Source organism: Burkholderia anthinoferrum, assembly GCF_002925705.1.
Lineage (GTDB): Bacteria > Pseudomonadota > Gammaproteobacteria > Burkholderiales > Burkholderiaceae > Burkholderia > Burkholderia semiarida.
The window spans coordinates 31,083-57,976 of sequence record NZ_LFZP01000006.1 but is presented as its reverse complement, the minus strand read 5'-3'; the positions used below and the strand labels follow the sequence as shown (position 1 = coordinate 57,976).

Below are 26,894 nucleotides of genomic sequence, written 5' to 3'. Positions count from 1 at the left end.
GGGCATAAAAAAACGGCGACGCACCCGCGTCGCCGTTTTCACGTCCACTCACGCTCGCGTTACTTCGCGACGACGACCGGAATCCCCTTCAGCATCCCCGCGCCCTTCATCTCGTCGAGCGCATGCTGCACGGCCGCGCTCGTCGCCGCGTCGATGCCGAGCTGCAACGCGAGCTCGCGTTCCGCGCGCTTCACGCCGGCCAGATTGCGCACCTTCACGTGGCCGAAGCCGCGCACGCGGGCGTGCAGGTCGGCCAGTTGCACGACCTGCGTGGCATTGCCGGGGGTCATCGCGGCGAACGCACGCGTGAGCGTGGTCTCGTAGTCGTCGGCCAGCGCGCGCTCCATCTTCCGCTCGACCGTGCGGCCGAACGGATCGAGCCACGTGCCGCGCACGCCGCGCACGCGCGCCAGCATGCCGAGCACCGGCCACATCCACTGGCCGAACACGCGCTTCTTCGGCGTGCTGCCGTCGCTGCCGGCCTTCGCGACCGCGGGCGGCGCCAGGTTGAACTTCACGCGGTACGTCTGGCCCGGCACGCCTTCGAACTGCGCTTCGAGCGCCGTGCGGAACGCGTCGTCCGCGTACAGCCGCGCGACTTCGTATTCGTCCTTCACCGCGAGCAGCCGGTAGAACGTCGTCGCGACCGCGCGCGTCAGCGTGTCGTCGCCCTTCGCCTGCGCCGCGTTCACCAGCGCGCGGTAGCGCTCGACGTAGCGCGCGCCGCCGTACGCGTCGAGACGCGCTTCGCGATCGGCGATCAGCTCGGCGAGCGTCTCCGGCGCGGCGTGCGCGGCCACCGCATGACGCGCGTTCCACAGCGCGTCGAGACCGGCCGCATCGCCGGCCGCCATCCGGCCGATCGAGAACGCGAGCTTGTTCATCGGCACCGCGACGTTGTTCAGCTCGATCGCGCGCATCATCGCGGCGAGCGACACCGGCACGAGGCCGAGCTGCCACGCGTAGCCGAGCATCAGGATGTTCGCGCCGATCGAGTCGCCGAGGAACTTCGCGGCGAGCGCCTGCGCGTCGCAGCTCGACAGGTAGCCGTCGCCGGCCGCGTGATGCATCTTCTCGAGCAGCGCGTCCGCATGCAGGTTCGCGTCGGGGTTCTGCACGAACGATGCATTCGGGATCCGGTGCGTGTTGACGACGATCCGCGTGCGCGCGTGGCGCACCGTCTGCAGCGCCTCCGCGCTCGCCCCGACGACCATGTCGCACGCGAGCAGCACGTCGGCCTGCTGCGTGTCGATGCGCACCTGGTTCAGCCAGCGGTCGCTCGACGCGATCCGCACGAACGACAGCACCGAGCCGCCCTTCTGCGCGAAGCCCATGAAGTCGAGCACCGATGCGCTCTTGCCTTCGAGGTGCGCGGCCATGCTGATCAGCGCGCCGACCGTCACGACGCCGGTGCCGCCGACGCCCGTCACGAGCATGTCGAACGGCGCCGCGTCGAGGTGCGTCGCCGGCACCGGCAGCGCGTCGACGCGTGCGGCGAGCGCCGCTTCGTCGAACGCGGCGCCGGCCGCCTTCTTCAGCGCCGCGCCCTCGACCGTCACGAAACTCGGGCAGAAGCCGTTCACGCACGAATAGTCCTTGTTGCACGACGACTGGTCGATGCGGCGCTTGCGGCCGAGCGGCGTCTCGAGCGGCTCGACCGACAGGCAGTTCGACTGCACGCCGCAGTCGCCGCAGCCTTCGCACACCGCGTCGTTGATGAACAGACGCTTGTCCGGGTCGGGGAATTCGCCTTTCTTGCGGCGGCGGCGCTTCTCGGCCGCGCAGGTCTGGTCGTAGATCAGCACGGTGACGCCCGGCGTCTCTCGCAATTCGCGCTGCACCGTATCGAGTTCGCTGCGGTGATGGAACGTCGTGCCGGTCGGGAACTGCCCGTGATGGCCGTCGTACTTCTCCGGTTCGTCGGACACGACGACGAAGCGCGACACGCCTTCGGCCTCGACCTGCCGCGCGATCTGCGGCACCGAGATGCTGCCGTCGACCGGCTGGCCGCCCGTCATCGCGACCGCGTCGTTGTAGAGGATCTTGTACGTGATGTTCGCCTTCGCGGCGACCGCCTGGCGGATCGCGAGGATACCCGAGTGGAAGTAGGTGCCGTCGCCGAGGTTCTGGAACACGTGCTTCGTGTGGGTGAACATCGCGTGCGCGGCCCAGTCGACGCCCTCGCCGCCCATCTGGATCAGGCCGGTGGTATCGCGCTCCATCCACGACGCCATGAAGTGGCAGCCGATGCCGGCCTGCGCGATCGAGCCTTCGGGCACCTTCGTCGACGTGTTGTGCGGGCAGCCCGAGCAGAAGTACGGCGTGCGCTTCACCGCGTCGGCCTCGTTCGACAGGATCCGCGGCGCGACGAGATCGACGACGCGCTCGCGGCGGTCGAGCGCCGGCTTATGCCGCGCGAGCCAGTCGGCGAACACCGGCAGGATGCGCGACGGACGCAGTTCGCCGAGCTCGGACAGCAGGCACGCGCCGGCCGCGTCGTGCTTGCCGAGCACGCGCGGGCGCGCGCCTTCGGTGCGGTTGTACAGGTGATCCTTGATCTGCTGCTCGATGACCGGGCCCTTCTCCTCGATCACCAGCACTTCGGCGAGCCCGTCGACGAAGGTCTCGATGCGCGTCATTTCGAGCGGATACGACAGGCCGACCTTGTAGATCCGCACGCCGGCCGCGTCGAGATCGGCCACCGTCAGGTCGAGCCGGCGCAGCGCTTCCATCAGGTCGAGGTGCGCCTTGCCGCAGGTGACGATGCCGACGTTCGCGTGCGTGCTCGGCGCGATCCACTTGTCGATGCTGTTGGCGCGCGCGAAATGGCGGACCGCGTCGAGCTTCGCCGCGAGGCGCGCCTCGATCGTCAGGCTCGGCAGGTCGGGCCAGCGGTTGTGCAGGCCGCCCGCCGGCGGCGTGAAGCCTTCCGGCGCCGGCCAGCGCGTCTGCAACGCATCGAGGTCGACGGTGGAGCCCGATTCGACCGTTTCCGAGATCGCCTTGAAGCCCACCCACGCGCCCGAGTAACGCGACAGCGCCCACCCGTACAGGCCGAATTCGAGCATGTCGGCGATGTTCGACGGGTTCACGACCGGCATGTGCCACGCCATCATCGCGAAATCGCTCTGGTGCGGCATCGACGACGACACGCAGCCATGGTCGTCGCCCGCGACGACCAGCACGCCGCCGTGCGGCGACGAACCGTATGCGTTGCCGTGCTTCAGCGCGTCGCCCGCGCGATCGACGCCGGGGCCCTTGCCGTACCACATCGCATACACGCCGTCGACCGTGCGCTCGGGGTCGGCCTCGACCCGCTGCGTGCCGAGCACGGCCGTGCCGCCGAGTTCCTCGTTGATCGCCGGCAGGAAGCGCACGCCGCTGGCGTCGAGCAGTTTCTTCGCCTTCCACAGCTGCTGATCGACCATGCCGAGCGGCGAGCCGCGATAGCCGCTGACGAAGCCGGCCGTGTCGAGGCCCTGTTCGGTATCGACCGTGCGCTGCATCAACAGCAGGCGGATCAGCGCCTGCGTGCCGGTCAGGAAGATCCGGCCGCGCGTCGCGGTCAGGTTGTCGGTCAGGCGGTAGTCGGACAGGGCAGGCGCGCCGTCGACGGGCAGGCGGGCGGTCATGGGGGGAAGTCTCCGGATAGTGCTGTTCTGGGCCGTGCGCGGCGGGGCGCCGGGTGACGCATGAGTGCGGCAGCGAATGGCTCTATTTTTTCGCGCGCGGCCGAGAATGTTTTTCCTCATCTTGCTCGGACCGGCGCACGGCGAGAAAAACCGCGCAGGTTTTTGCCGGGATTTGAGAGAGTTTTCGCGCGGGGTGGCGGGTGGCGGTCCGGGGTTGGGCGGGATGGGGGAGCGCTTGCGTCGACATCGCGGGTGACGAGCGGGACGCCGGCCGCAGGCCCGGCGGCGCTCGCTCGGGGCCCGTGCGACAAGGGTTGGGGCCGGGAAACGGCGGCGCGCTCACCGATGGAATGCACAGCGTTTGGAGTGAGTGAGGGCGCGGGATGTCCACAATGCCGGGACTGTCGGCCGAGCGGGTGATCGCGCTCACCGTTCGATCGCACAGGGTTTCGAGTCGCGTCGGGCGCCGGATGTCCACACCTCGATCTGTCCGCCGCTCATGCGGACGGCGACGCTCACCGTCGAAATCCACAGCGCGACGAGTCGATGCCGGCAGGAGATATCCACACCGCCGGATCCCTGCGTCGCCGCCGCGACGTTGGCGCTCAGCTCCCTGATGCACAGGCGCGCGAGTCGGCTCGGCGGCAGGATATCCACATGTCCGTCCCTTCGTGCGTGCCTCGTGTGCCGTGGGGTAGTCGAACGAGAGGTCGGTACGGGTGTGGATATCACCCACCCGCAGACACTCAAAGCCCTGTGAATTTCGACGGTGAGTGATGGCACGCGCTCGAACGACGGTGCCGATTCGGGGGTGGGCAGCCCGATCCGCGACGACTCCAAACGCTGTGAATTCCAATGGTGAGCATCGACAGCGCACGAACAACGGCGCCGATTCAGGCGTGGACCGCCCGCGCCACGACGACTCCAAACACTGTGAATTTCAACGGTGAGCAACGGCGCGCGTTCGAACAAGGGGGCCAATTCGGGCGTGGATTGCCCGCTCCACGACGACTCCAAACACTGTGAATTTCAACGGTGAGCAACGGCACGCGCTCGAACAAGGGTGCCAATTCGAGCGTGGACCGCCCGATCCACGACAACTCTGAACACTGTGAATTTCAATGGTGAGCAGCGGCACGCGCTCGAACAAGGGTACCCATTCGGATGTGGACAGATCGCCCCGAGACGACCCTGAACACTGTGAATTTCGGTGGTGAGTGACGGCAAACGATTAGACGAGTGCGCCGGCTCGGGCGCGAATCGCTCGACCCTGCGACGACACCGAACACTGTGAGTTCCAGCGGTGAGCGAGGCGCGACGATCCAACCAGGGTGCCGATCCGAGTGTGGACAACCGCGCCCGAGGCCAGTCGAGACGCTGTGAAATTCAACGGTGAGCATGGGCGTCCGGTCGCACGAAGGCGGCGCCTCGGCGCGAACAGCCGCGCCCCCGCCCACGCTGCGCTCCGTGGACCGGGATCCGCGCACACGCGGCCGCGCCGCATGCGCGCGCCCCCCTCACCGCTGAAATACACAGCAGGTCGACTGGCTTCGGCGACCGGCTATCCGCATCGGTGCACGAACTCGAACGGAACGCGCGATCGCATGTGCGGTTAGAATGCGCAACCGCTCGAAGCGGTGCCGAAGATCACGAACGGACACGCCATTCGGTCGTCCCTCCGACGCTCACCATTGAAATACACAGCGTTGCGAGTGAATTCGGCCACGAGATATCCACACCGCGATACGCATCCAGATCTATCGCCGACCCGCGCGTGCCGTTAGAATGCGCGGCGCCCCCGCATTCCCGCGCGACGCGCGCTCGACGCCCGGAAATCCGCACCAGGCAAGCCTCACCCGCAATCGGTCGCCGACACTCACCCTTCGAAAGCACAGCATTTTTCGTCGTTCAGGGCGCGGTTGTCCACACCCTGCATCGCGCTCACCGATGGAAAGCACAGCGTGGCGAGTGATTCGGGGCCGGGATATCCAGAACCGACGCCGCGCAGGAATGTGCGGCCAGCGCATCGGCAACGTCGGCTCATGCGTCTGCCCTCGATCGGTGTCGAATGCCGGGAAGTCCCGCCAATGCTGGCTCCAGCCATACACTCACCGTTCGCATCCACAGCGTTCAGAGTGGTCGGCGGGCCGGTTGTCCACATTCACGTCGCCGCTGAAGAGGCCGTCAGCCATCGTCACTCGGTAATCGATCGAATGATCTGCGCCGGATTTCCACCGAGCAGCGTATCCGGCGGAACCTCCCGCGTCACGACCGAACCCGCGCCGACCACGGCGTTCTCGCCGACCGTCGCGCCGCCGCCGATCGTCGCACCGGTCCGTTCGCATGTCGTCCGGCCGGGCTGGCCGGCGTAAGCTTCGGCGCTACTTCGACGGCAAGTCGGATACGGCGTTGCGCAGTTGCTCAACGCGTGCGCCGTTGAGTGCCGCGACACAGGCCAAGCGCCCCATCTCGTGGGCGTTACCCGCTCCACCGCCGCTCAGCGAAGCGGAGAATTCACATTGAGCCGCGCGATACTTTGCGAATTCCTTGTTCGATGCCGCCAAAGCCACCTCGGATGCATGAATATATTTATTACCCTCATCCCATTTTCTTATGACAGCGAGCGCATCGTCTTCGGCCTTTTTTAAATACTCTCGACTTTCACTGGCCTTCTTCGCAAGACAATCCTTCATTCCAGCCTGCGAATAAGCACCGCACTGCTCGTACAGCCCCTTCTCGGTATTGATGGTGTTGTCAGATGCGGCGATCGAGAGTAACGGAAACGATAGCGCAAGCCCAAAGCCGATACTTCTTATTGTACGCATGAAGTCTCCTGTCCCTTTCGCACGATGTCCCATGCAAAATCCAGTTTCCTTGCATAGTTCGGATCTCGACGCATTGAATTGTAACGTAACGCCACTGATGTCGCAGAGAACGGCCGCCATCCTGTAATGACACGTTGAATCGACGCCTTCTGATACTTTAAGACTTGCCCTGGTCGCAACACCGTGATCATCGGATTCATTTTCTTCAGCACGTCGGTTGTGCTGCCATGTACTTTCGCGATTTTATCGAAGCTATCGCCCGGCTTGACTGTGACGTCATACACCCTAGCGTCTGCACTGGGCACACTACGGTGCTCAAAGATTGCCATGCGCATCAGCAGATAGCCGATTCCTGCCCTGAGATTATGCGCAGGGTTCGTTCTCGCCGATCCCACAGTCAGTTGCGCTCTCCACACGGAAGGCAGAATCAAGTCCCCGCCTTCTTCGCCCGAAAGAAACGACGTCAAACCCGGGTCACCCGATACGCCAATCTGCAATGGTTTGATCTTCCACTCCGAGCTATTTGCCCCGGTTTCAATCCACAGCATTGCCTTGATCAGAAGCCAATCCAGCGGCCTGTAGCCGGCAGCGCCTGACAAATGTCGATTGTATTCGCTCACTGCCATCTGAATTTCGCAATCCCATATATCCCATTTGACATCGCCAACAGCCGCGCCAATACCATCCTGCCATTTTTCGAAGCCGTTCTTCGCTGGCTCTTGAACCGGCATATTTTCACCTTCCGATTGAATTGGTTATGTTGTTCGCGTCCAGCACAAGACAGGTAGTTGCATACGCGTTCGACCCATACCCGACACGTCAGCACCGAAATAAAACGCTAGAAACGATGCACGGTCGCCGTTTGTATTTCAATTTTCGAGATAGCTTTTAAACAACAGAACGACAGCGAGAAAGCACTCAAAGCCAGATAGACGCGAAAAAAAAGTTGCAAAACGTCAACAGCCGTTGCCCGGTAGCGATACCCAAGCGGCGCGCGTTCCACCGAACGCGTCGCACACTCGGTCACATAACGAACGACACATTCGGCGAACCGACTCGACTACACTGGACCGTCACCGCATATAGGGCGCACGCGATGAAGCTCTACTACTGGTCGACGACCGGGCATTCCGGGCGCTGTGGATGCTCGAGGAAATAGGCGTGGGGTACGAACTGGTGCCGATCGACTTGCGCTCGCACGAACAGGGCAGCGACGCGTTCGTGCAGGTCAACCCGATGGCCAAGCTGCCCGCGCTCGACGACGGCGGCGCCCGGTTCGCCGAATCGGGCGCCGTGCTGCTCCATCTCGCCGACCGTTGCCCGCGCGCCGGGCTCGGCGTCGCGCCCGACGATCCGCTGCGCGGCCGTTTCCTCCAGTGGATGTTCTTCACGCCGACCTGCCTCGAACCGGCGATGGTCGAGAAATTCACCGGCGCGTCGGGCAATCCGGTCGCGTTCGGCTGGGGCAACATCGCGCGCGTGCAGTGCGCCCTCGCGCAGGCGCTCGCCCACGGCCGCCGGCTCGTCGGCGAGCGCTTCACCGCGGCCGACCTGCTGCTCGCGAGCACTCTGAAGATCGCGTTCGACGCGCATCTGCTGCCGCACGAAGGCGTGCTCGGCGACTACGTCGCGCGCGCCGAGGACCGCGACGCGTTCCGCCGCGCGGTCGCGATCGAACAGCGCGAAGCGTCACGCCCGCTGCACGCTCGACGCGCAACGGGGCGGCGCCCGGCCAACGTCGATCACGCCTGTGCGTCCGGCCCCGGCGCACCCGCGTCGATCACCACGCCCGGCGAACCGCGCTCGTCGGTATCGGCGTCGATCGGCACGACGTCGTGAAAATGCGTGTAATCGATGTGCGTGATGCCGTCCTCGTCGTGCATCAGGTCGACGTAGCGGTGATGCCAGCGGATGTCGCCATGCACCCACACATGGCGCGCCTGCATGACCTGGGCGGTCGTCTCGTCCGATCCCTCGATCGTGATCAGCAATTGCGCATCTCGCGCGGCGAGCGATTCGGGCGTCTCGTCGAACAGCGCGCTCGACTCGTCGATCACGTGCATCAGGTTCCAGCCGAGCAGGAAGATCGGATGCTCGTTGCGCACGAGCGGCAGGTCGTGAATCTTGCGCAGCGAGTAGCCCTCGTGCGTGCCTTCGACGCGCATCAGCCGCAGTTTCGCCTGCGCCTCGGCAATCACGTTCTGGCGGGCATTCGCGGCGCGCACCATCAGCGTCATCCGGCCGTTCAGCGGCCGCACGATCGCGTGGCGCGCGAACAGGATCTTCGCCTGCGGCCGAGAAAACCGCGCGAACACGAGCCCCGTGGCGAGCGCGATGCTCGACATCCCGACGAAGATCTCGAACGTCGCGACGAGGTGCGCATAAACGGTCTGCGGATGCATGTCGCCGTAGCCGACGGTCGCGAGCGTCTCGACGCTGAAGAAGAACGCGCCGCCGAAGCCGGCCGGCGACTGGTTCGCGATCGGCGCCTGGCCGAGCAGGTAGAGCGCCGCGAAGCCGCTGTTGAGCAGCAGGAACAGCACCGCGAGCGACAGGAAGAACACGGGCCAGCTCACCGTCAGCGCGCGGTGATAGAAATCGCGCCAGCCGAGCGGCGGCATCCCGTACGCGATCACCGGGCGGGTGCCCGACCAGATCTTGCGGCCACGGCCGCGGGAGGCTGGGGAGGACGAATCGACGTTCATCGCGCGGCGCCGGTTGCAGGAAGGCGATGAGCGTAGCACGCGCGGCGGCGGCCGGGAATGCGGACCGGTTCGGCACGGCAATCCGCCGCGTCGTCATAAAAAAACCGGCCGCACATGCGGCCGGCTGCGTCGTCATGCGAGCCCGCGCGTGGCGCGCGCCGCGCTCACTTGCGGTCGACGATTACCTGGTCGAACGTGCCGCCGTCGGCGAAATGGGTCTTCTGCGCGTTCGCCCAGCTGCCGAAAACCTGCTCGACGCTGAACGTCTTCAGCGCCTTGAACTCGGCCGCATGCTTCTGCAGCACGGCCGCGTCGCGCGGGCGCAGATGATGCTGCGCGATGATCTCCTGCGCTTGCGGCGTGTACAGGTAGTCGAGATACGCCTGCGCGACCTTGCGCGTGCCTTTCTTGTCGACCACCTTGTCGACGACGGCGACGGGCGGCTCCGCGAGGATGCTCGCCGACGGATACACGGCGTCGAACTGCGCGCCCGACGCGCCCGTGTCCATCAGCGCGACCTCGTTCTCGAACGTGACGAGCACGTCGCCGATGCCGCGCTGCGTGAACGTGGTCGTCGCGCCGCGGCCACCCGAATCGAGCACCGGCACGTTGCGGAAGATCGCCTTCTCGAAGTCGAGCGCCTGCTGGTCGGTCGCGCCCTTCTGCTTCTGGAAGCCCCACGCGGCGAGATACGCGTAGCGGCCGTTGCCCGACGTCTTCGGGTTCGCGATGATCACCTGCACGCCCGGCTTCGCGAGATCGCTCCAGTCCTTGATCGCCTTCGGGTTGCCCTTGCGCACGAGGAACACCATCGTCGTCGAGTACGGCGAGCTGTTGTCCGGGAAGCGCGCGCGCCAATCCTTCGGCAGCAGCTGGCCGCGCTCGGCGAGCAGGTCGATGTCATTCGGCTGGTTCATCGTCACGACGTCGGCCTGCAGCCCTTGCAGCACCGACAGCGCCTGCGCGCTCGACGCGCCGTGCGACTGCTTGATCGTGACCGACTCGCCTGTCTTCTGCTTGTAGGCGGCGGCAAAGCTCGCGTTGATGTCCTTGTACAGCTCGCGCGTCACGTCGTACGACACGTTCAGGATCGACGTGTCCGCGTGCGCGGCGGTCGCCGCCACGACCAGCGCCGCCGTCGCGCCCGTGTGCAGCCAGCGGCCGATCCCCTTGATGCTTGCCATCGTGATATGCCCCGTTTCCAGTGGTGGTGAATGTGCGTGACCGTACGTGTACGTGCTGTCATCGAAACGTAAGCGGGCATTCTAGCGGCCGGCCGCAGCGCGCCTTCCAATCAGTCGTGGAAAGCAAATCTCGAATTCTGCTAAACGGCGGCCGCGGCTCGCGCGCGCCGCCGCTCCGGTGTTAAGATCGCCGCTCAGCCCATTCACGGTTCATCCATGTCCGCTACCCTGCGCTCGCCCTCGATCCTCGCCGCCGTCGCGGCAGGTGCGCGCGCGGCCGGGCTGAAACTGAAAAAACGACTCCTCGACTGACGGGGACGTCGCGTCCCGTCAGGCGAATGCCGGACGGGATGCCCGCAGGTCGTTTCTTTCTCCTTGCATGCACGCCTCGCTCCGGCACGCCGCCAGCGGAACGGTTCCTTCCCACTCCGTTTCCACCATGAGGCTTTGCATGAACACACGTTTCGAAGGTATCTGGCTGCCGATCATCACGCCGTTCCACCGCGGCGAGGTCGACCATGCGGCGCTCGCGCGGCTCGCGCGCCACTATGCGGGCGCCGGCATCGCGGGTTTCGTCGCGGGGGCGACGACCGGTGAAGGCGTGCTGCTCGACGCGCGCGAACAGGACGCGGTGTTCGCGACGCTGCGCGACGCGGCGCCCGGGCTGCCGATCGTCGTCGGGCTGACCGCGAGCGCGACGCACTTCGCGGCCGCCCGCGCGCGCGAATTCGCGGCGCTGCGCCCCGACGGGCTGCTCGTCACGCCGCCCGTCTACGTGCGGCCGACGCAGGACGGCGTCCGCCGCCATGTCGAAGCGATCGTCGACGCGGCCGACCTGCCGGTGCTCGTCTACAACATCCCGTACCGCACGGGCGTGAACGTCGAACTGGACACGCTGCAGGCGCTCGCGCGCGACTCGCGCGTCGCCGGCATCAAGGAATGCGGCGGCACGCTCGACCGGATGAGCCGGCTCGTGCACGACACGCCGCTCGCGATCCTGTCCGGCGACGACAACCAGAACTTCGCGGCGATGTGCGCGGGCGCGCACGGCGCGATCGCGAGCAGCGCGCACGTGCTGCCCGAATGGCACGTGCGGATTCACGCGTGGCTGCGCGACGGGCGGCTCGCCGACGCGCGGCGCCTGGCGGTCGCGCTGCAGCCGCTCGTCGCGGCGCTGTTCGCGGAACCGAACCCGGCGCCGGTGAAGGCCGTGCTCGCCGCGCAAGGATGGTGCGAGGACGGGTTGCGGCTGCCGTTCGTGCCGGCCAGCGAGGGATTGCGGGCGCGACTGGCAGCCATTTCCGCGGAACTGCATGAAATCGAGCCGGACATCGCCGTCGCATGAACCGCAACGCTACGTGACGTGCAGGCGACCGATGGATCGCGCACCGACAGATTGCTTCAAACTGTCAAAACGAGAGACAGGTCATACCGTGCAAGATGAGCGTCGGCCGTCACGAGCTGAAGCGGCTCGAGCCGCGCCTGGGCAACCAGCAAACGATCGAAGGGATCACGATGGTGATGCGGCAAATCGCGGACCGCGGCCCCATGCGCCGCCCGAACCGGCAGTTCGCGGATCCCGCTCGGCCCGATCGCCCGCATCAGCTCGCCGACGTCGATATCGAGCTTGCCCAGTCCGGCCTTGATGGCAGCCTCCCAGATACTTGCGCTGCTGACGAAACGCTCGTCGGCGGCCGAGATCACGCTGCGCGCTCGTGCGCTGAGCTTGGGGTCATTCGTCACGATCCACAAAAATATGTGCGTATCGAGCAACAGCCGCATCAGCGCCCTTCGAATGCATCCAGCAAGCCATCGGGCAGCGGGGCATCGAAGTCGTCCGCGATCCACGCCTGCCCTTGCAGGACACCGAACCGAACGGGCGGATTGACGGGCACGGGGCAATCGGCTGACGGCCCGCCGTCGCGGATCGAGGCTTCCGCCCTTTGCGCCGGATCGACCGCGCTGGCGCCCGGTGTATTTGCGTTTTGCATGATGACCTCCGTTTCAAGTGATCATCACTGTAGTCAGGTTTGCCCGATCGATCCATTCGGCCGATCGGCAGAGGAACGACCGAACCGCGGCCCGCGACGGCAATCGAGCGTTTCATCACGCCGCCACCGCCCCCTCCGTCGCCCCCCGCACCGCCTGCGTGACGATCCGCGCGAGCCGATCGACCGTCGGCGTCGCCGACGACGTACGCCGCAGCAGGATCAGCGGCAGGCTCGGCAGCGCCGGCAGCCCGCACGACGCCGCATCGAGCCCTCGCACGGACGCGGGCAGCCCGTAATGCGAGCGCACCGTGAGCCCGAGGCCGGCCGCCGCGGCCGCCCATAGCCCGGCCAGGCTCGGCGTCGTGAACGCGACGCGCCACGGCACGCCCGCGCGGTCCAGCGCATCGGTCGCCGCGCCGAAGAACCGGCACGGCCGGTCGAACACGACGAGCGGCAACGGCTCGCCCGCCGCGCGCACGGCGCGATCGCGCGTTTCGTCGCCGCCGCTCGCGCCGCCCCGCGCGCCCGCGTCCCCGCCGCCATCCGGCACGCCGAGACCACCGCCCGCCGCCGCGCCGATCCACTGCATCGGCACGTGCGCGATCGCTTCGCTGTCGATCCCCGCCCGCGACACGAGCGCCGCCGACGCCGGATCGCCCCATACGAGCGCCAGATCGAGCTGGTTCGCATCGAGCCGGTCGAGCAGATCGGCGTTGCGCGCCACGCGCGCCTCGATCTTCACCTTCGGATGCGCGCGCGCGAAGCGCCCGAGCACGTCGGGCAGGATCGCTTCACCGAAATCCTCCTGCAACCCGACCCGTACCCAGCCGTCGAGATTCACGCCGCGCACGGCCGCGGCCGCCTCGTCGTTCAGCTCGATCATCCGCCGCGCGTAGCGCAGCATCGCGTCGCCGGCGTCGGTCAGCGCGAGCCCGCGCCCGGCCTTCACGAACAGCGGCGTGCCGGCCTGCTCCTCGAGCTTGCGGATCTGCGCGCTCACCGCCGACGACGAGCGCGCGACGCGATCGGCCGCCTTCGCGAAACTGCCGAGATCCACGCCCGCGACGAGGCTGCGCAACGCCGCGACGTCGAAGTTGGGCCGCGCGAGCGCGGCATCGGCGCCCGCGACGGCCTCGCCGCCATCGCGCGAAGTGTCTTGTCCGGCCATCTCAACTATCCTGATTTATCGAACGATTCATCAAAAACTTTCCGATTTTCAGGATGAATGTAGAACGCCAGACTGTGGACGTCAACTTCGAACCGGGCCTGCCGTCATGGATACCTCGTGCATCGCTTCCCCCTCTTCGCCTGCCCGCGACGGGCGCGGGCCGGCCCATCGCTGGCGCGTGCTGGCCGCCGGCGTCGCCGCGAACATGAGCTTTTCGGCCGCCGCGGCCGGCATCCCGACCACGGCCGTCTGGATGCGCGCCGCGTATCACCTCGACAACGGCGCGCTCGGCCTCGTGCTCGGCGCGCTCGGGTTCGGCGTCGCGCTGTCCGAGCTGCCTTGGGGAATCGCCGCCGACCGCTTCGGCGACCGCCGCGTGCTGCTGACCGGGCTCGTCGCGACGGCCGCGATGCTCGCGCTGATGGTGGGCACGATCGTCCCGACCGCGCACGCGGTGCCGCCGCTGATGCGGGTCGTCGCTGCCATGTGCTGCGTCGGCCTGCTCGGCGGCAGCGTGAACGGCTCGAGCGGACGTGCGGTGATGCGCTGGTTCGGCGAGCGCGAACGCGGGCTCGCGATGAGCATCCGCCAGACGGCCGTGCCGCTCGGCGGCGGCCTCGGCGCGGCGCTGCTGCCGTCGCTTGCGTCGCATGCGGGCTTCGCCGCGGTGTACGGCGCGCTGATGCTGCTGTGCGCCGGCTCGGCCGCGTTGACCTGGCGCTGGCTGCACGAGCCGCCCGATGCGACGACTGCGACGCCCGCCACCGCAGGCCGCCCCCTCGCGCCGCCACCGCCGGCCGCACCGATGCGCAGCCCGCTCGCGAGCGGCCGCGTGTGGCGCATCGTGCTCGGCATCGGCGCGCTGTGCGCCCCGCAGTTCGCGGTGCTCACGTTCGCGACCGTGTTCCTGCACGATTTCGGCCGGCTCGGCCTCGCCGGCATCAGCGCGGCAATGGTCGCGCTGCAGGTCGGCGCAATGGTGATGCGCGTGTGGAGCGGCCGCCATACCGACCGGTACGGCAACCGGCGTGCGTACCTGCGCGGGTCGGTGTGCGTCGCGGCCGGGTCGTTCGCGCTGCTCGCGGCCGCGACGGCCGGCAGCCCGCACGTGCCGCTCGCGGCGATCGTCGCGATTCTCGTGTTCGCGGGCATCTGCGTATCGGCGTGGCACGGCGTCGCGTACACCGAGCTCGCAACGCTCGCGGGTGCGAACCACGCCGGCACCGCGCTCGGGATGGCGAATACGGTCGTGTATCTCGGCCTGTTCGCGACGCCGCTCGCGATTCCGCCGCTGCTGGCCGTCAGTTCGTGGAGCGTGGTGTGGCTCGCGACCGCGCTGATCGCCGCCGCGACCTACCCGCTGTTCGCGCGATAGCGGGCCGACGCGGCGACGTTCGCGGCAGCGTGCGCGAGACGGTCAGAACTTGTACACGGCCGACAGCATCGCCGAACGGCCGTCGCCGAACTCGACGGCCGACGATCGCGACTCGCTTCCCAACACCTGCCGCACGCGCTCGACATACGCGCGGTCGAACAGGTTGTCGATATTCAGCTGGAAACGCAGCCGGCGGTTCACTTCGTAGCCGGCCATCAGGTTGTGCACCCAATACGCGCCGAGCTGGCTGCCGCCTTCGGACGTCACGTTGCGCCGGCCGACGAAGTGCGAGCCGTAGCCGATCGTCCAGCCTGCCGGCAGCCGATAGGTCGTCCACAGGTTGAGCGCGTGCCGCGGCGTGTTGCCGAGCGCCTGCCCATCGCGGCGCGGCGTGGCCGGCGAACTGAGCGTGACGCTCGCCAGGTACGTGTAATTCGCGAACACGTCCCACTGCGGCGTCACCTTGCCGGCCGCGCCGAGCTCGATGCCGCGCACGCGCTGCCGGCCCACGAGCGCGTAGCTGCCGTCGGCCATGCGCTCGCGCGCGTTTTTCTTCTCGGTCTGGAACAGCGCGCCGTTCAGCGCGATGCCGGCCAGCCCTTCCCATTTCGTGCCAAGCTCGAAGCTCTCGTTTTTCTCGGGCGCGAGCGACTCGGTCGCCGCGTTGAGGCCCGAGCCGTTGCTCACGAGAAATTCGGCGGACGGATTGAACGACGTGCCGTACGAGAAATACACGCGGCCGTTGTCCGTCGGCTTGAACACGAGCCCCGCGCGCGTGCTCAGATGGCGGTCGCTGTTCGCCGCGCGCTCGGTCGGCTTGCCGGCCGGCGTGCTTTCGGCCCAGCCGTCGATCCAGTCGTGACGCAGCCCGACGTCGATGTCCCAGTAGCGGCCGAGCGAGAGCGTGTCGAACGCGTACAGCGCCTTCACGATGAGCTCGGTATCGCTGCGCGCGCTGTTCTCGCGCTTCGCGGGGCCGAGCCACACGCCGGGCGGCGCGGTGAGCGCGAAACCGTTGGCCGGATAGAAACGGTTGAGCCCGTAGGAATACGTGGTGCGACCGTACGTTTCCCGCGAAATTTCGAAGCCCGTGACGAGCGTGTGCCCGATGCCGAACGTCGCGAATTCGCTCGTGACGTTGGTCTGGTTCGCCCACATCGCCGTCGACGCATCGCGGCCGTAGCCCTGCGGCCCGGCCGGCTTGTAGCGCCCCGGCGGCAGCCCCTGCAGATTCACGTGCGACGCGGACACCACAGTATCGCGATTCAGGTGCGTGTAGCGGCTCAGGTTCTGCACCTTCAGGTGCGGCGACACGTCGTGCTCGGCCTTGACGGTGAACGTGTCGGACATGATGCGTTCGCGATCGAGATTGCGCCAGCCGAAGTAGCTGTCGCGCGACACGCCGGCCAGCACCTGCCCGTCGCGCGCGGGCAGCCCGTAGTCGGGCAGGTTGTTGTCGTACTGATGGAAATAGCCGAGCGTGACGCGCGTCGGCGTGCCGAGGCCGAACGCGAGCGACGGCGCGACGCCCCAGCGCCGCTTGCGGATGTCGTCGCGGCCCGGCACGTCGTTGATGTGCGCCATCGCGTTCAGGCGGAACGCGGCCTTGCCGTCGGCGCCGGGCAGCGGCTGGTTCGTATCGAGCGTCACGCGGCGGTAGTCGGACGTGCCGAGCACCGCGCCGGCTTCGGTCAACGCGCCGGCCTTCGGCGTCTTGCTGACCAGGTTCACCGAGCCGCCCGTGGTGCCGGCGCCGCCGAACACCGAGTTCGGCCCCTTGATCACCTCCACCGCGTCGATGTTGAACAGGTCGCTGCGATTGTTCTGCGCGCTGTCGCGCAGCCCGTCGAGCTGCATGTTCGCGTTCGCGCCGAAACCGCGGATATTGAAACTGTCGCCCGAGCCCCCGCCGCCCTCGCCGGCGTTGAACGTGATGCCGGCGACGTTCGACAGCGCTTCGCGCAGGCTCAGCGCCTGCTGTTCGTCCAGCACCGCGCGCGGCACGACGGTGATCGTCTGCGGCACGTCGAGCAGCGGCGTCGCATATTTGGCCGAGCCCGACCGATCGACGCGCGAGCCTGCGTCGTGCGCGCCGCGAACGAAGATCGGATCGAGGTGCGGCGCCTGCCCCGGCTCGCCTTCTTCCGCACACGCCGGCGCGGCCGCACAGGCGATCATCGCGAACGCGACGGACGCGGTCGCGCGACGCGGCGGCGTCGCGCTCGACAAAATGCAACTGCTCATGCTCACTCCATTCCATTGATGAGAATAATTCTCATTTAAATGGAATGGCGTCGACGCCGCAATTGGACACGTCCGAACTTCGCGGTCCGAACGAACGCGCGACCGAAACGCCGGAGCAGCGCGTCGCGCGTCGGCCGCTCAGGTCGCTTGCGCGGCCTCGCGCGCCAGCGCGCGCCGCGCGGCCGGCCGTTCGGCCTCGCGCTGCGCATGCGCGGTCCATGCGGGATGCCGCGTCATGTCGAGCCCGATCGCGACGCCCCAGCGATACAGCACGAGCAGGAACGGATCGACGATCGAATGCGCGCCCGGCTCGGCCCACGTGCGGCCGTCGGCCAGCAGGGCTTCGATCGACGCGTTCGCGGCCTCGATCGTGCTGCGCCCATGCGCGCTGATCGCGCCGTGCAGCGCCGGATCGTCGATGAAACGGCCCGGCCGCCACAGCGCGCCGTAGCCGACGCCGTGCACCCAGCCGACCAGCCAGGCGAGCCATTCGTGGCAGCGCGCCTCGCGCAGCGGATCGTCGAGCGGCAGCAATTGCGCGTCCGGATAGCGGCGCGCGAGATACGTGAGGATCGCCGGCGTTTCGGTCAGCACGCGCGGCTCGCCCGGGATCGCGAGCACGGGCACGCGCGCCTTCGCGTTGATCGCGAGGTAGCGCGCTTCGAGGTTCTGCCGCTGCTTCACGGAGACGATCTCGACGTCGAACGGCGCGCCGGTTTCCTCCAGCGCGATGTGAGCGGCGAGCGAGCAGGCGCCCGGCGAAAGATAGAGACGATAGGCGTTCATGGCGGTGGGGCCCGACGGGGCTGTGGAAGACGGAACCGAGTGTAGGAACGCATGCCGGCGCGCGGCAAACGATGAATTGTCGTGCTCGAGCATTAGTGTTACTAATACCCGCATGCGACGCATCCATCTCCCTCCGCTGCAGACGCTGCGCGCGTTCGAAGCCGCCGTGCGGCTGCAGAGCTTCACGCGCGCGGCGGACGAGCTCGCGCTCACGCAAGGCGCGGTCAGCCAGCACATCCGCGCGCTCGAGGCGCAGCTCGGCTATCCGCTGTTCACGCGCGAACGCAACGGCGCGACGCCGACGCACGCCGCGCACGCGCTCGCGCTGCAGGTGCGCCAGGGCCTGAGCGTGCTCGAACGCGCGTTCGAGCCGGCGCTGGCGGTGCGCCGCCGCCCGCGCACCTGCGACGCGACGCTGAACGTGAGCGTGCTGCCGAGCGTCGCCGAGCGCTGGCTCGCGCCGCGCCTGCCGCGTTTCTCGGCCGCGCATCCGCATATCTCGATCGTGCTGCATCCGGACGTGGCGCTCGCGCCGCTGCGCAAGCGCGACCGCATCGACGTCGCGCTGCGCTACGGGCCCGGCACGTGGCCCGGTGTGGTCGCCGAGAAGCTGATGAACGAGACGATCTTTCCGGTCGCGAGCCCCGCGTACCGCAATCGCGACGGCGTCGCCCCGCGTGCGCCGGCCGACCTCGTGCGCGCGACGCTGCTGCGCCATCCCGCGCAACCGTGGGAACCGTGGTTCCAGGCCGCGCGGCTCGACCTCACCGAATCCGCGCGCGCACCGCGCTTCACCGATGCGAACGCGCTGATCGCCGCGGCGCTGCAAGGCCGCGGCGTCGCGCTCGCGCGCCGCTCGCTGATCGAACCCGAACTCGCGAGCGGCACGCTCGTGCGTGTGTCGAGCGTGCGCATCACCGACGTGTATGCGCACTACGTCGTGTGGCGCCCCGGCCATCCCCGCGAAGCGGCGATCCGCACGTGGCTCGACTGGCTGCGCAGCGAAGTGCGGCGCAGGACGCCGCGGCGCTGACGCCGGCGCTCACGCGCGCACCGGCATCGCCACCTTGTCGAGCGTGATCGGCAGATCGCGCACGCGCACGCCGGTCGCGTGATAGACCGCGTTGGCGATCGCGGCCGGCACGCCGGTGATCCCGATCTCGCCGATGCCGCGAATGCCGAGCGGATTGAAATGCGTGTCGCTTTCGTCGACGAATCTCACGTCGAGCTCGCCGATGTCCGCGTTGACGGGCACGTGGTATTCGGCGAGATTCGCGTTCGTGAAGCGGCCGTGCCGCACGTCGAGATGCGAGCCTTCCTCGAGCGCGGTGCCGAGCCCCCACACCACCCCGCCGATCAACTGGCTGCGCGCGGTCTTCGCGTTGAGCAGGCTGCCGACGCTGTAGACGCCGACGATGCGCGGTACGCGAATCGTGCCGAGCTCGGCGTCCACGTGCACTTCGGCAAACACCGCGCCGAACGAATGGGACGCATAGCGCGACTTCTCGTCGCCGGGCTTCGCCGTCGCCTGCGCGTCGATCGGCTGGCCGCCCGCCCGCGCGATCACCGCCGCGGCCGGATCGCGCCGCGACGGCTCGCCGCGATGCACGACCCAGCCGTTGTCGACCGTCACGTCGTCGGCCGCGGCGCCGTGCAGCGGCGAGCCGGGATCGGCGATCGCCAGCGCGATCAGCTTCGCACGCGCCTGCAGCGCGGCCTCGCGCACGGCGGGCGCCACGCTCGCGGCCGACTGCGAGCCGCCCGATACCGGCGCGCGCGGCAGGCTGGAATCGCCGAGCGCGAAGCGCACGTTCCGCGGCGCGAAACCGAGCGCGTCGGCCGCGACCTGCGTCATCACCGTATAGGTGCCGGTGCCGATGTCCTGCGTGCCCGACGCGACTTCGGCCGTGCCGTCCGGCAGGATGCGCGCACGCGCGGACGCTTCGCTGCGGTTCGCCGGATACGTGGCGGCCGCCATCCCGAGACCGATCAGCGTGTCGCCGTCGCGCATCGTGCGCGGCATATCAGTGCGCCTCGACCAGCCGAAGCGCCGCGCGCCGACCTCGTAGCACGCGCGCAGCTTGTTGCTCGACCACGGCTTGCCGTCCTGCGGATCGACCTCCGCGTAGTTCGCAAGCCGCAGCGCGACCGGGTCCATGCCGAGTTGCCATGCGAGCTCGTCCATCGCCGATTCCAGCGCGAACGAGCCGGACGCCTCGCCGGGTGCGCGCATGAACGTCGGCGTACCGACGTTCAGCGACACGATCCGGTGCGTGGTCGCGTGGTTCGGCACCGCGTACATGATCCGCGACGGCATCCCGCACATCTCCATCCAGTCCTCGAACGTCGACGTGGTGGCGATCGTGTCGTGGCGCATCGCGGTCAGTCTGCCGTCGCGACGGGCGGCCAGCACGACGCGCTGTTCGGTGAACGGCCGCCCGCCGACCGGGCCGAACATCTGCGGCCGCGTCAGCGCTAGCCGGACCGGGCGCCCCACCTGCTTCGCCGCCATCGCGCACAACGACACGTGCGACCACGACGAACCCTTGCAGCCGAAGCCGCCGCCGAGGAACGGCGAAATCACGCGCACGTGTTCCGGCGCGATGCCGAACACGGCGGCCACGGCCGTGCTCGCGCCCGACACGCCCTGCGTCGCATCGTGCAGCGTGAGCGTCGGGCCGTCCCAGCGCGCCATCGTCGCGTGCGGCTCGATCGGGTTGTGGTGCTGCATCGGCGTCGTATAGGTTGCGTCGACGCGCACCGCGCCTTCGCGCAAGCCGGCATCGACGTCGCCGCGCTGCGTGTCCATCGCGCGGCCCTGCTGCTTCGGCGGCACGCGCGCGCCGCGCTTCGCGTGCGCGAAATCCACTACGGCATCGCTCGCGCGATAGCGCACCTGCACGGCATGCGCGGCGTCGGTCGCCTGCTCCAGCGTTTCGGCCACGACGACCGCGACGGGTTCGTTGCTGTAGCGCACCGTGTCGTCCTGTAACAACGTGAGCCGGCGCCCCGCGGGCGGCGACAGCGGCGGCCGGCCGCCGTTGGGCAGCCGCATCGCGTTCTCGTGCGTGATCACGAGCAGCACGCCGGGCATCGTGCGCGCACGCGCCGTGTCGATCGACTCGATGCGGCCGGATGCGATGGTGCTCGTCACGAGCACCGCGTGCGCGAGCCGCACATCGGGGAACTCGGCCGCGTAGTGCGCGCCGCCCGTCACTTTCAGTACGCCGTCGACGCGGTCGAGCGGCTGTCCGGTCAGCGTGTTCATGCGGTACCTCCGGTCGGTCCGGCGGCGGTCTTCACCGCACGCACGATCGCGCGCTGCGCGAGCGCGACCTTGAAGCCGTTGCCGTCGAGCGGCGTGGCGTCGCGCAGCGCGAGCGCGGCCGCTTCATTCAGCGCGGCATCGCTCAACGCGTGCCCGGCGAGATGCTGCTCCGCGGCCGTCGCGCGCAACGGCTTGTGCGCGACGCCGCCGAGCGCGATCCGCGCATCGGCGATGCGCGGGCCGTCCATCCGCAGCGCGGCCGCGACCGACACCAGCGCGAACGCGTAGCTCGCGCGGTCCCGCACTTTCAGATAGTGCGCATGGTCGGCGAAGCGCGGCGGCGGCAAGTCCACCGCGGTGATCAGCTCGCCCGGTTCGAGCGTCGTGTCGAGATCGGGACGATCGCCCGGCAAGCGGTGAAACGACGCGATCGGAATCTGCCGCGCGCCGCGCGGGCCGCTCACCTGCACGACGGCGTCGAGCGCGGCGAGCGCGACGCTCATGTCCGACGGGTTCGCCGCCACGCATTGCGGGCTCGCGCCGAGGATCGCGTGCATCCGGTTGTGGCCGCCGATCGCCGCGCAGCCGCTGCCCGGCTCGCGCTTGTTGCACTGCGCGAACGCGGGATCGTAGAAATACGGGCAGCGCGTGCGCTGCATCAGGTTGCCGCCGACGGTCGCCATGTTGCGCAATTGCGCGGACGCGCCGGCGAGCAGCGCCTGCGACAGCAGCGGATAGTCGGCGCGCAGGCGCGGATGATCGGCCGCATCGCTGTTGCGCACGAGCGCGCCGATGCGCAAGCCGCCGTCGGGCAGCGCATCGACGGCGTCGAGGCCCGCGATGCGCGTGATGTCGATGAGCGCGACGGGCCGCGCGACGCCGCCCTTCATCAGGTCCAGCAGGTTCGTGCCGCCGCCGATGAAGGCCGCGCCGGGCCGCTGCGCCGCGCGCACGGCGCCGGCGACGTCCATCGCGCGTTCGTAGGAGATCGCTTCCATTGCGGTGCCCTCCGTCGGCTAGCCATGCGCCGCATGCGCGGCGCGCACGGCGGCGACGATGTTCGGGTACGCGCCGCAGCGGCACAGGTTGCCGCTCATGCGCTCGCGGATCTCGTCGTCCGACAGATGCGCGGGGCGGCGCCGCACGTCGCCGGTGGCGGCGCTGCCGGCGCCCGCCGCGAACTCGTCGAGCAGCGCGGTCGCCGAGCAGAGCTGGCCGGACGTGCAATAGCCGCACTGGAACGCATCGTGTTCGACGAACGCGCGCTGCACCGGGCTCAGCTCGCCGCCGCGCGCCAGCCCTTCGACGGTCGTGATCCGCTCGCCTTCGTGCATCACCGCGAGCGTCAGGCATGCGTTGATGCGCCGCCCGTCGACGAGCACCGTGCATGCGCCGCACTGCCCGCGATCGCAGCCCTTCTTCGTGCCCGTGAGGCCGGCGTATTCGCGCAGCGCGTCGAGCAGCGTGACGCGCGGTTCGAGCTGCAGCGTGTACGCCCGCCCGTTGATGTCGAGATGCACGGGCCGCGCCGGCACCGAATCGCGGCGGGGCGCGGCAGGTGCGGCTGCCGCGTACGGCGGTTGCGGATGAACGTGCGAGGCGGCGCTGACGGTCGCGGCAGCCGCCGCGGATTGCAGGAAGCGGCGCCGCGCGGCGCTGGGCGGCGTATCGTGCGGCGACGGCGGCGCCGCTGACTGGCCGGGCCCGCGCGGCGCCGGGGCGGCGTCGCGCGCCGGCTCGGCGGACGGAGAATCGGATCGATCGCTGGACATGGCTTCTGCTCGCTCCATGGTTGATGGACGCGGATGTGCCGCCCGCGCCCGGAGGGCGGCGCGGTCGGCACGCGCATCGCGCAAAGAGCAATTCCGGTGCCGCGAAACGGGGGAGCAGCGCCCATGTGCAATGCCGGCCCCGCCTCGTGGCGCGCACCGGGCGGCAAACGGGTCGGGTCGTCGCTGACTGCGCGTCCATGACGCCACGCTGGCGCACGGCTGGCCGTTCGCTGACGAAGCGGCAATAACGCCCGGATTTTTCGACGTGACCGGCAACGTATCGGTCACAAATTGCCGGCCGCATGTGCCGTGCCGCGCATGGCGTCCGCGTCGCCACGGCCGGGCCGCGGCGTTGCGCGCCGTGTAAATGCGCGCAGCATCCGCGTTCGCTGGAAAATTCCGCCATGCGTGCCGCGGCCGATTACCGCGAAGGCATCCGGTCAGCGTGACGAAAACATGTCGCGATGCCGCCGGAATCGCAAACGATTCACCGAAACGTCGCATCGCGGCGGCATACTCGAAAACGTTTCACGATCAGCCTGCCAGGAGAGAAGTCATGCGTCGCGTTTTCGTCGCCGTCGTTCTGTGTGCCGCCGTGTACGTCGCCGCCTGCAGCGACGACGCACCGCACGACGCCAACGCGACCGATGCCGCCGCGCCGCAGGCCGGCGCATCGAACGGCGCCGCCAGCGCGTTCAACAGCGACGCGAGCGCGAACGCCGCCGCGTCGGATGCCGCACCGCTCGCGCCGCCCGTCGTGCACTACCCGCCCGATGACGACGACGATGCGAAGCCCGCCACGAACGCGGCCGCGTCGAGCGCCGCCGCGTCGATGCCGGGCTGATCCCGCTGTCGCCTGACAGGAGTCGGTACTGCTCGGGGAGAGCGGTGGGCGCTCGCGTCGCGCCGCCACCGGCATGACGACACGGTGGATGGCGGCGTGAACGGCACGGTGCCGCGCCGCTTCGCGGGCCGTGTCGAGCATGGCCGCGCCGCTGTTCGGCCCCGGCCGCCGCCGGGCCCGTTTCCGCGCCGTAGGCGCGACAGCCACCGCGCGGCCTGCGCGTCAGACCGCGTGCGCGAGCGCGCGGTCGACGCGCGCGGCCTCGAAGCCGTCGTCCGCGTCGCGAAAGCGCAGCGGCGCCGCGCAATGCACGAGCGTGTCGATGAAGTACTTCGCGCGCGGCCACGGCCCGTAGCCGGCCGCCGTGTTGATGTGCCCGGCATCGCCGAGGTTCACGAACGCGCTGCCCAGGCGCTGCGCGAGCGCGCGCGCATCGGCGAGCGGCATCCACGGATCGGTCTCGCTGCCGATCACGATCGACGGCACCGCGAGCCGGCGCGCGTCGAACGGTCCGGCAAACGTGAATTTCTTCGGGCTGGCCGGCGCGACGAACAGCACGCCCGCCACATCGCCCACGTGCGGCCACTGCGCGAGCGCATGCGCGGCCGCGAGGCAGCCGAAGCTGTGCGCGGCGAGCACGAACGGGCCGCGCTCGCGATCGAGCAGCGCGCGCACCGATTGCGCCCAGCCCGCGAGATCGGGCGCGTCCCAGTCGTGCTGCTCGACGCGCAACGAGCGCGGGAACTGCCGCTCGAGCCAGGTCTGCCAGTGGGCGCCTTCGCTGCCGTGCAGGCCCGGAACGGTAACGAGCCGCGGCGGCCACGCCGATTTGCTGCATGCGCGCATGATTGCCCTCGCTTGCTTGAACACGAGGTTCGATTGTGGCGTCGGGTACGCGGCGACCGAACCAATATTTTGTGCTTTGCTTTTGCGCGGGGCGACGACCGGCGGCGGCCCGGCCAGCGCGTGACGACGGCCCGCATCGGCCGCACGCTCCGTGCGGCGGCGCAATGTGCGGCGAAACCGTAGAATGTGGGCTTCCCGTCAGCTTCACACGGAACCGGGCCCCGCGCCGACGCGCCGGGCCGTCCGTCAGGAGACGCCCGATGTCCGCCATGTCCGCCGGCGCGCCGCGCCCGGCTCCGCTCGCCGTTCCCGTGACGCGCCTCGCCGGCGCGCGCGCCCTCGCGCAATGAAGATCCTGTTCCATTCACCGCATCAGGAAGCCGACGCATGGCGCGACGAGATCGCGCGGGCGCTGCCGGAAGCCGAACTGCGCGCGTGGCAGCCGGGCGATACGGCCGCCGCCGACTACGCGCTCGTGTGGCGCGCGCCGCGCGCGTTCTTCACGCCGCGCGACGGCCTGCGCGCGATCTTCAACCTCGGCGCGGGCGTCGATGCGCTGCTCGCGCTCGAGCACGCCCATCCGGGCACGCTGCCCGCGCACGTGCCGCTGGTGCGGCTCGAAGATTCGGGCATGGCGCGGCAGATGGTCGAATACGTGACGCACGCGGTGCTGCGCTACCTGCGCCGCTTCGACGAATACGACCTGCTCCAGCGCGAACGCCGCTGGCAGCCGCTCGAACCGCACGCGCGCGCAAGCTTCACCGTCGCCGTCCTCGGGCTCGGCGTGCTCGGCGCGCAGGTCGCCCGCGCGCTCGCCGCACTCGGCCTGCCGGTGCGCGGCTATAGCCGCAGCGTGAAGCAGCTCGACGGCGTCACCACGTTCGCCGGCGACGGCGCGTTCGACGCATGCATCGACGGCGCGAAAGTGCTCGTCAATCTGCTGCCGAGCACGCGCGACACCGACGGCATCCTGTCGGCGCACGCATTCGCGCGGCTCGCGCGCGGCGCATACGTCGTCAACGTCGCGCGCGGCGCGCATCTCGTCGAAGCCGACCTGCTCGACGCGCTCGCGAGCGGCCAGGTCGCCGCGGCCACGCTCGACGTGTTCCAGCACGAACCGCTGCCGGACGACCATCCGTTCTGGCGCGCGCCGCGCGTCACGATCACGCCGCACAGCTCGGCCGAGACGCTGCGCGCGGAAGCCGTCGAGCAGATCGCCGGCAAGATCCGCGCGTTCGAGCGCGGCGCGCCCGTCAGCGGCATCGTCGACTACGCACGCGGCTACTGAATTCCGCCACAAAGAGAAACCAGGAGACAACCATGACGTTCCCCACCGCCGTCAAGATCGTCGAAGTCGGCCCGCGCGACGGCCTGCAGAACGAGAAGACCTTCGTGCCGACCGACGTGAAGATCGCGCTCGTCGACCGGCTGTCGCGCGCCGGTTTTCGCAACGTCGAGGCCGCGTCGTTCGTGTCGCCGAAATGGGTGCCGCAGATGGCCGACGGCGCCGACGTGATGGCCGGCATCGAGCGCCGCGCGGGCACCGTGTACTCGGTGCTCACGCCGAACCTGAAGGGCTTCGAGCATGCGCTCGCCGCCCGCGCGGACGAAGTCGTGATCTTCGGCGCGGCGAGCGAGGCGTTCTCGCAGCGGAACATCAACTGCAGCATCGCGGAGAGCATCGCGCGCTTCGAGCCCGTCGCGAAGGCCGCGAAGGATGCGGGCCTGCGGCTGCGCGGCAGCGTGTCGTGCGCGCTCGGCTGCCCGTACCAGGGCGAGGTGCCGGTGGCGTCGGTGGTCGACGTCGTCGAGCGGTTCGCCGCGCTCGGCTGCGACGAGATCGACATCGCCGACACGATCGGCGTCGGCACGCCGAAGCGCACGCGCGAAGTGCTCGCGGCGGTGACGCGCGTGTTCCCGCGCGAACGCCTGTCGGGCCATTTCCACGATACCTACGGCCAGGCGCTCGCGAACATCTACGCGGCGCTGTTCGAAGGGATCGAGATCTTCCACGCGTCGGTTGCGGGCCTCGGCGGCTGCCCGTACGCGAAAGGCGCGACCGGCAACGTCGCGACCGAGGACGTGCTGTACCTGATGCAGGGCCTCGGCATCGAGACCGGCATCGATCTCGCGCAGGTCGTCGCCGCCGGCGACTTCATCTCCAACGCGATCGGCCGCGCGAACGTGTCGCGCGCCGGTCGTGCACTGCTCGCCAAGGCGCAGAGCGCGGCTGACGCCGCGAACTGCGCCTGAT

The 26,894-nt window shown here is 69.0% G+C and carries 21 protein-coding genes and 2 pseudogenes; 7 read left to right on the top strand and 16 right to left on the bottom strand.

Annotated features, from left to right (window positions below):
• Nucleotides 1–59: 59 nt before the first annotated feature.
• From C5F75_RS02820 to C5F75_RS02805, 5 genes and pseudogenes are all read right to left on the bottom strand, one after another.
• A complete protein-coding gene (locus tag C5F75_RS02820; RefSeq protein ID WP_104011849.1) occupies nucleotides 60–3,632 on the bottom strand; it encodes an indolepyruvate ferredoxin oxidoreductase family protein in 3,573 nt (1,190 codons plus the stop codon).
• 426 nt (nucleotides 3,633–4,058) lie between these two features.
• Nucleotides 4,059–4,289: a hypothetical protein gene (locus tag C5F75_RS36160; RefSeq protein ID WP_146075163.1), complete on the bottom strand. Its 231-nt coding sequence runs from the start codon at nucleotides 4,287–4,289 to the stop codon at nucleotides 4,059–4,061.
• A 1,537-nt stretch (nucleotides 4,290–5,826) separates the two neighbouring features.
• Nucleotides 5,827–5,964: pseudogene (locus C5F75_RS02815) on the bottom strand (acyltransferase); the annotation flags it as partial.
• A gap of 49 nt (nucleotides 5,965–6,013) precedes the next feature.
• On the bottom strand, nucleotides 6,014–6,457 hold the full coding sequence (locus C5F75_RS02810) for a lysozyme inhibitor LprI family protein (RefSeq protein ID WP_104011848.1): 444 nt from the start codon (nucleotides 6,455–6,457) through the stop codon (nucleotides 6,014–6,016).
• A complete protein-coding gene (locus C5F75_RS02805; protein WP_104011847.1) occupies nucleotides 6,445–7,188 on the bottom strand; it encodes a LysM peptidoglycan-binding domain-containing protein in 744 nt (247 codons plus the stop codon). The genes C5F75_RS02810 and C5F75_RS02805 overlap by 13 nt, the downstream gene beginning before the upstream one ends.
• A 365-nt stretch (nucleotides 7,189–7,553) precedes the next feature.
• Here C5F75_RS02805 and C5F75_RS02800 point away from each other — a divergent pair.
• Nucleotides 7,554–8,164: pseudogene (locus tag C5F75_RS02800) on the top strand (glutathione S-transferase family protein); the annotation flags it as partial.
• Between the two features lie 35 nt (nucleotides 8,165–8,199).
• On the opposite strand, the gene C5F75_RS02795 reads toward C5F75_RS02800, so the two are convergent.
• Together C5F75_RS02795 and C5F75_RS02790 are read right to left on the bottom strand one after the other, a co-directional pair.
• Entirely contained in the window at nucleotides 8,200–9,162 is a 963-nt protein-coding gene (locus C5F75_RS02795) for an ion channel (RefSeq protein WP_104011846.1), read from the bottom strand.
• 164 nt (nucleotides 9,163–9,326) lie between these two features.
• Complete coding sequence (locus tag C5F75_RS02790; protein WP_104011845.1) at nucleotides 9,327–10,346, bottom strand: sulfate ABC transporter substrate-binding protein; 1,020 nt, start codon at nucleotides 10,344–10,346, stop codon at nucleotides 9,327–9,329.
• 451 nt (nucleotides 10,347–10,797) lie between these two features.
• Here C5F75_RS02790 and dapA point away from each other — a divergent pair, with 451 nt between their 5' ends.
• Complete coding sequence (dapA, locus tag C5F75_RS02780; protein WP_104011844.1) at nucleotides 10,798–11,691, top strand: 4-hydroxy-tetrahydrodipicolinate synthase; 894 nt, start codon at nucleotides 10,798–10,800, stop codon at nucleotides 11,689–11,691.
• 56 nt (nucleotides 11,692–11,747) lie between these two features.
• On the opposite strand, the gene C5F75_RS02775 is transcribed toward dapA, so the two are convergent.
• The 3 genes from C5F75_RS02775 to C5F75_RS02765 all read right to left on the bottom strand — a co-directional run bounded on the left by C5F75_RS02775 (nucleotide 11,748) and on the right by C5F75_RS02765 (nucleotide 13,505).
• Entirely contained in the window at nucleotides 11,748–12,128 is a 381-nt protein-coding gene (locus C5F75_RS02775) for a type II toxin-antitoxin system VapC family toxin (RefSeq protein WP_059583178.1), read from the bottom strand.
• Nucleotides 12,128–12,337, bottom strand: coding sequence for a hypothetical protein (locus C5F75_RS02770; RefSeq protein WP_060010352.1), 210 nt, complete (start codon nucleotides 12,335–12,337; stop codon nucleotides 12,128–12,130). The genes C5F75_RS02775 and C5F75_RS02770 overlap by 1 nt, the downstream gene beginning before the upstream one ends.
• Before the next feature lie 115 nt (nucleotides 12,338–12,452).
• Nucleotides 12,453–13,505, bottom strand: coding sequence for a LysR substrate-binding domain-containing protein (locus C5F75_RS02765; protein WP_104011843.1), 1,053 nt, complete (start codon nucleotides 13,503–13,505; stop codon nucleotides 12,453–12,455).
• A 106-nt stretch (nucleotides 13,506–13,611) separates the two neighbouring features.
• Between C5F75_RS02765 and C5F75_RS02760 the strand changes: the two genes are divergently transcribed.
• A complete protein-coding gene (locus C5F75_RS02760; RefSeq protein ID WP_104011842.1) occupies nucleotides 13,612–14,880 on the top strand; it encodes an MFS transporter in 1,269 nt (422 codons plus the stop codon).
• A 42-nt stretch (nucleotides 14,881–14,922) separates the two neighbouring features.
• Here C5F75_RS02760 and C5F75_RS02755 read toward each other — a convergent pair whose 3' ends face one another.
• On the bottom strand, nucleotides 14,923–17,124 hold the full coding sequence (locus tag C5F75_RS02755) for a TonB-dependent receptor (RefSeq protein ID WP_059641292.1): 2,202 nt from the start codon (nucleotides 17,122–17,124) through the stop codon (nucleotides 14,923–14,925).
• A 138-nt stretch (nucleotides 17,125–17,262) separates the two neighbouring features.
• On the bottom strand, nucleotides 17,263–17,910 hold the full coding sequence (locus C5F75_RS02750) for a glutathione S-transferase family protein (protein WP_059641289.1): 648 nt from the start codon (nucleotides 17,908–17,910) through the stop codon (nucleotides 17,263–17,265).
• A 112-nt stretch (nucleotides 17,911–18,022) separates the two neighbouring features.
• On the opposite strand from C5F75_RS02750, the gene C5F75_RS02745 reads away from it, so the two are divergent.
• Nucleotides 18,023–18,943, top strand: a complete 921-nt coding sequence (locus C5F75_RS02745; protein ID WP_089465195.1) for a LysR substrate-binding domain-containing protein — start codon at nucleotides 18,023–18,025, stop codon at nucleotides 18,941–18,943.
• A 9-nt stretch (nucleotides 18,944–18,952) separates the two neighbouring features.
• On the opposite strand, the gene C5F75_RS02740 is transcribed toward C5F75_RS02745, so the two are convergent.
• From C5F75_RS02740 to C5F75_RS02730, 3 genes are read right to left on the bottom strand one after another with little or no spacing between them, the layout of a single operon-like run.
• The gene (locus tag C5F75_RS02740; RefSeq protein ID WP_104011841.1) at nucleotides 18,953–21,178 is read right to left on the bottom strand and encodes a xanthine dehydrogenase family protein molybdopterin-binding subunit; all 2,226 of its coding nucleotides are present in this window, start codon (nucleotides 21,176–21,178) and stop codon (nucleotides 18,953–18,955) included.
• On the bottom strand, nucleotides 21,175–22,176 hold the full coding sequence (locus C5F75_RS02735; protein WP_104011840.1) for an FAD binding domain-containing protein: 1,002 nt from the start codon (nucleotides 22,174–22,176) through the stop codon (nucleotides 21,175–21,177). The genes C5F75_RS02740 and C5F75_RS02735 overlap by 4 nt, the downstream gene beginning before the upstream one ends.
• An 18-nt stretch (nucleotides 22,177–22,194) precedes the next feature.
• A complete protein-coding gene (locus tag C5F75_RS02730) occupies nucleotides 22,195–22,950 on the bottom strand; it encodes a (2Fe-2S)-binding protein (RefSeq protein ID WP_104011839.1) in 756 nt (251 codons plus the stop codon).
• Between the two features lie 556 nt (nucleotides 22,951–23,506).
• Here C5F75_RS02730 and C5F75_RS02720 point away from each other — a divergent pair.
• On the top strand, nucleotides 23,507–23,794 hold the full coding sequence (locus C5F75_RS02720) for a hypothetical protein (RefSeq protein WP_104011838.1): 288 nt from the start codon (nucleotides 23,507–23,509) through the stop codon (nucleotides 23,792–23,794).
• A gap of 222 nt (nucleotides 23,795–24,016) precedes the next feature.
• On the opposite strand, the gene C5F75_RS02715 is transcribed toward C5F75_RS02720, so the two are convergent.
• A complete protein-coding gene (locus tag C5F75_RS02715) occupies nucleotides 24,017–24,640 on the bottom strand; it encodes an RBBP9/YdeN family alpha/beta hydrolase (protein WP_104011857.1) in 624 nt (207 codons plus the stop codon).
• 346 nt (nucleotides 24,641–24,986) lie between these two features.
• On the opposite strand from C5F75_RS02715, the gene C5F75_RS02710 reads away from it, so the two are divergent.
• Nucleotides 24,987–25,928: a 2-hydroxyacid dehydrogenase gene (locus C5F75_RS02710; protein ID WP_104011837.1), complete on the top strand. Its 942-nt coding sequence runs from the start codon at nucleotides 24,987–24,989 to the stop codon at nucleotides 25,926–25,928.
• 32 nt (nucleotides 25,929–25,960) lie between these two features.
• Nucleotides 25,961–26,893 (top strand): hydroxymethylglutaryl-CoA lyase, encoded by a 933-nt coding sequence (locus C5F75_RS02705; RefSeq protein WP_104011836.1) that lies wholly within the window; start codon nucleotides 25,961–25,963, stop codon nucleotides 26,891–26,893.
• Nucleotide 26,894 lies beyond the last annotated feature (1 nt).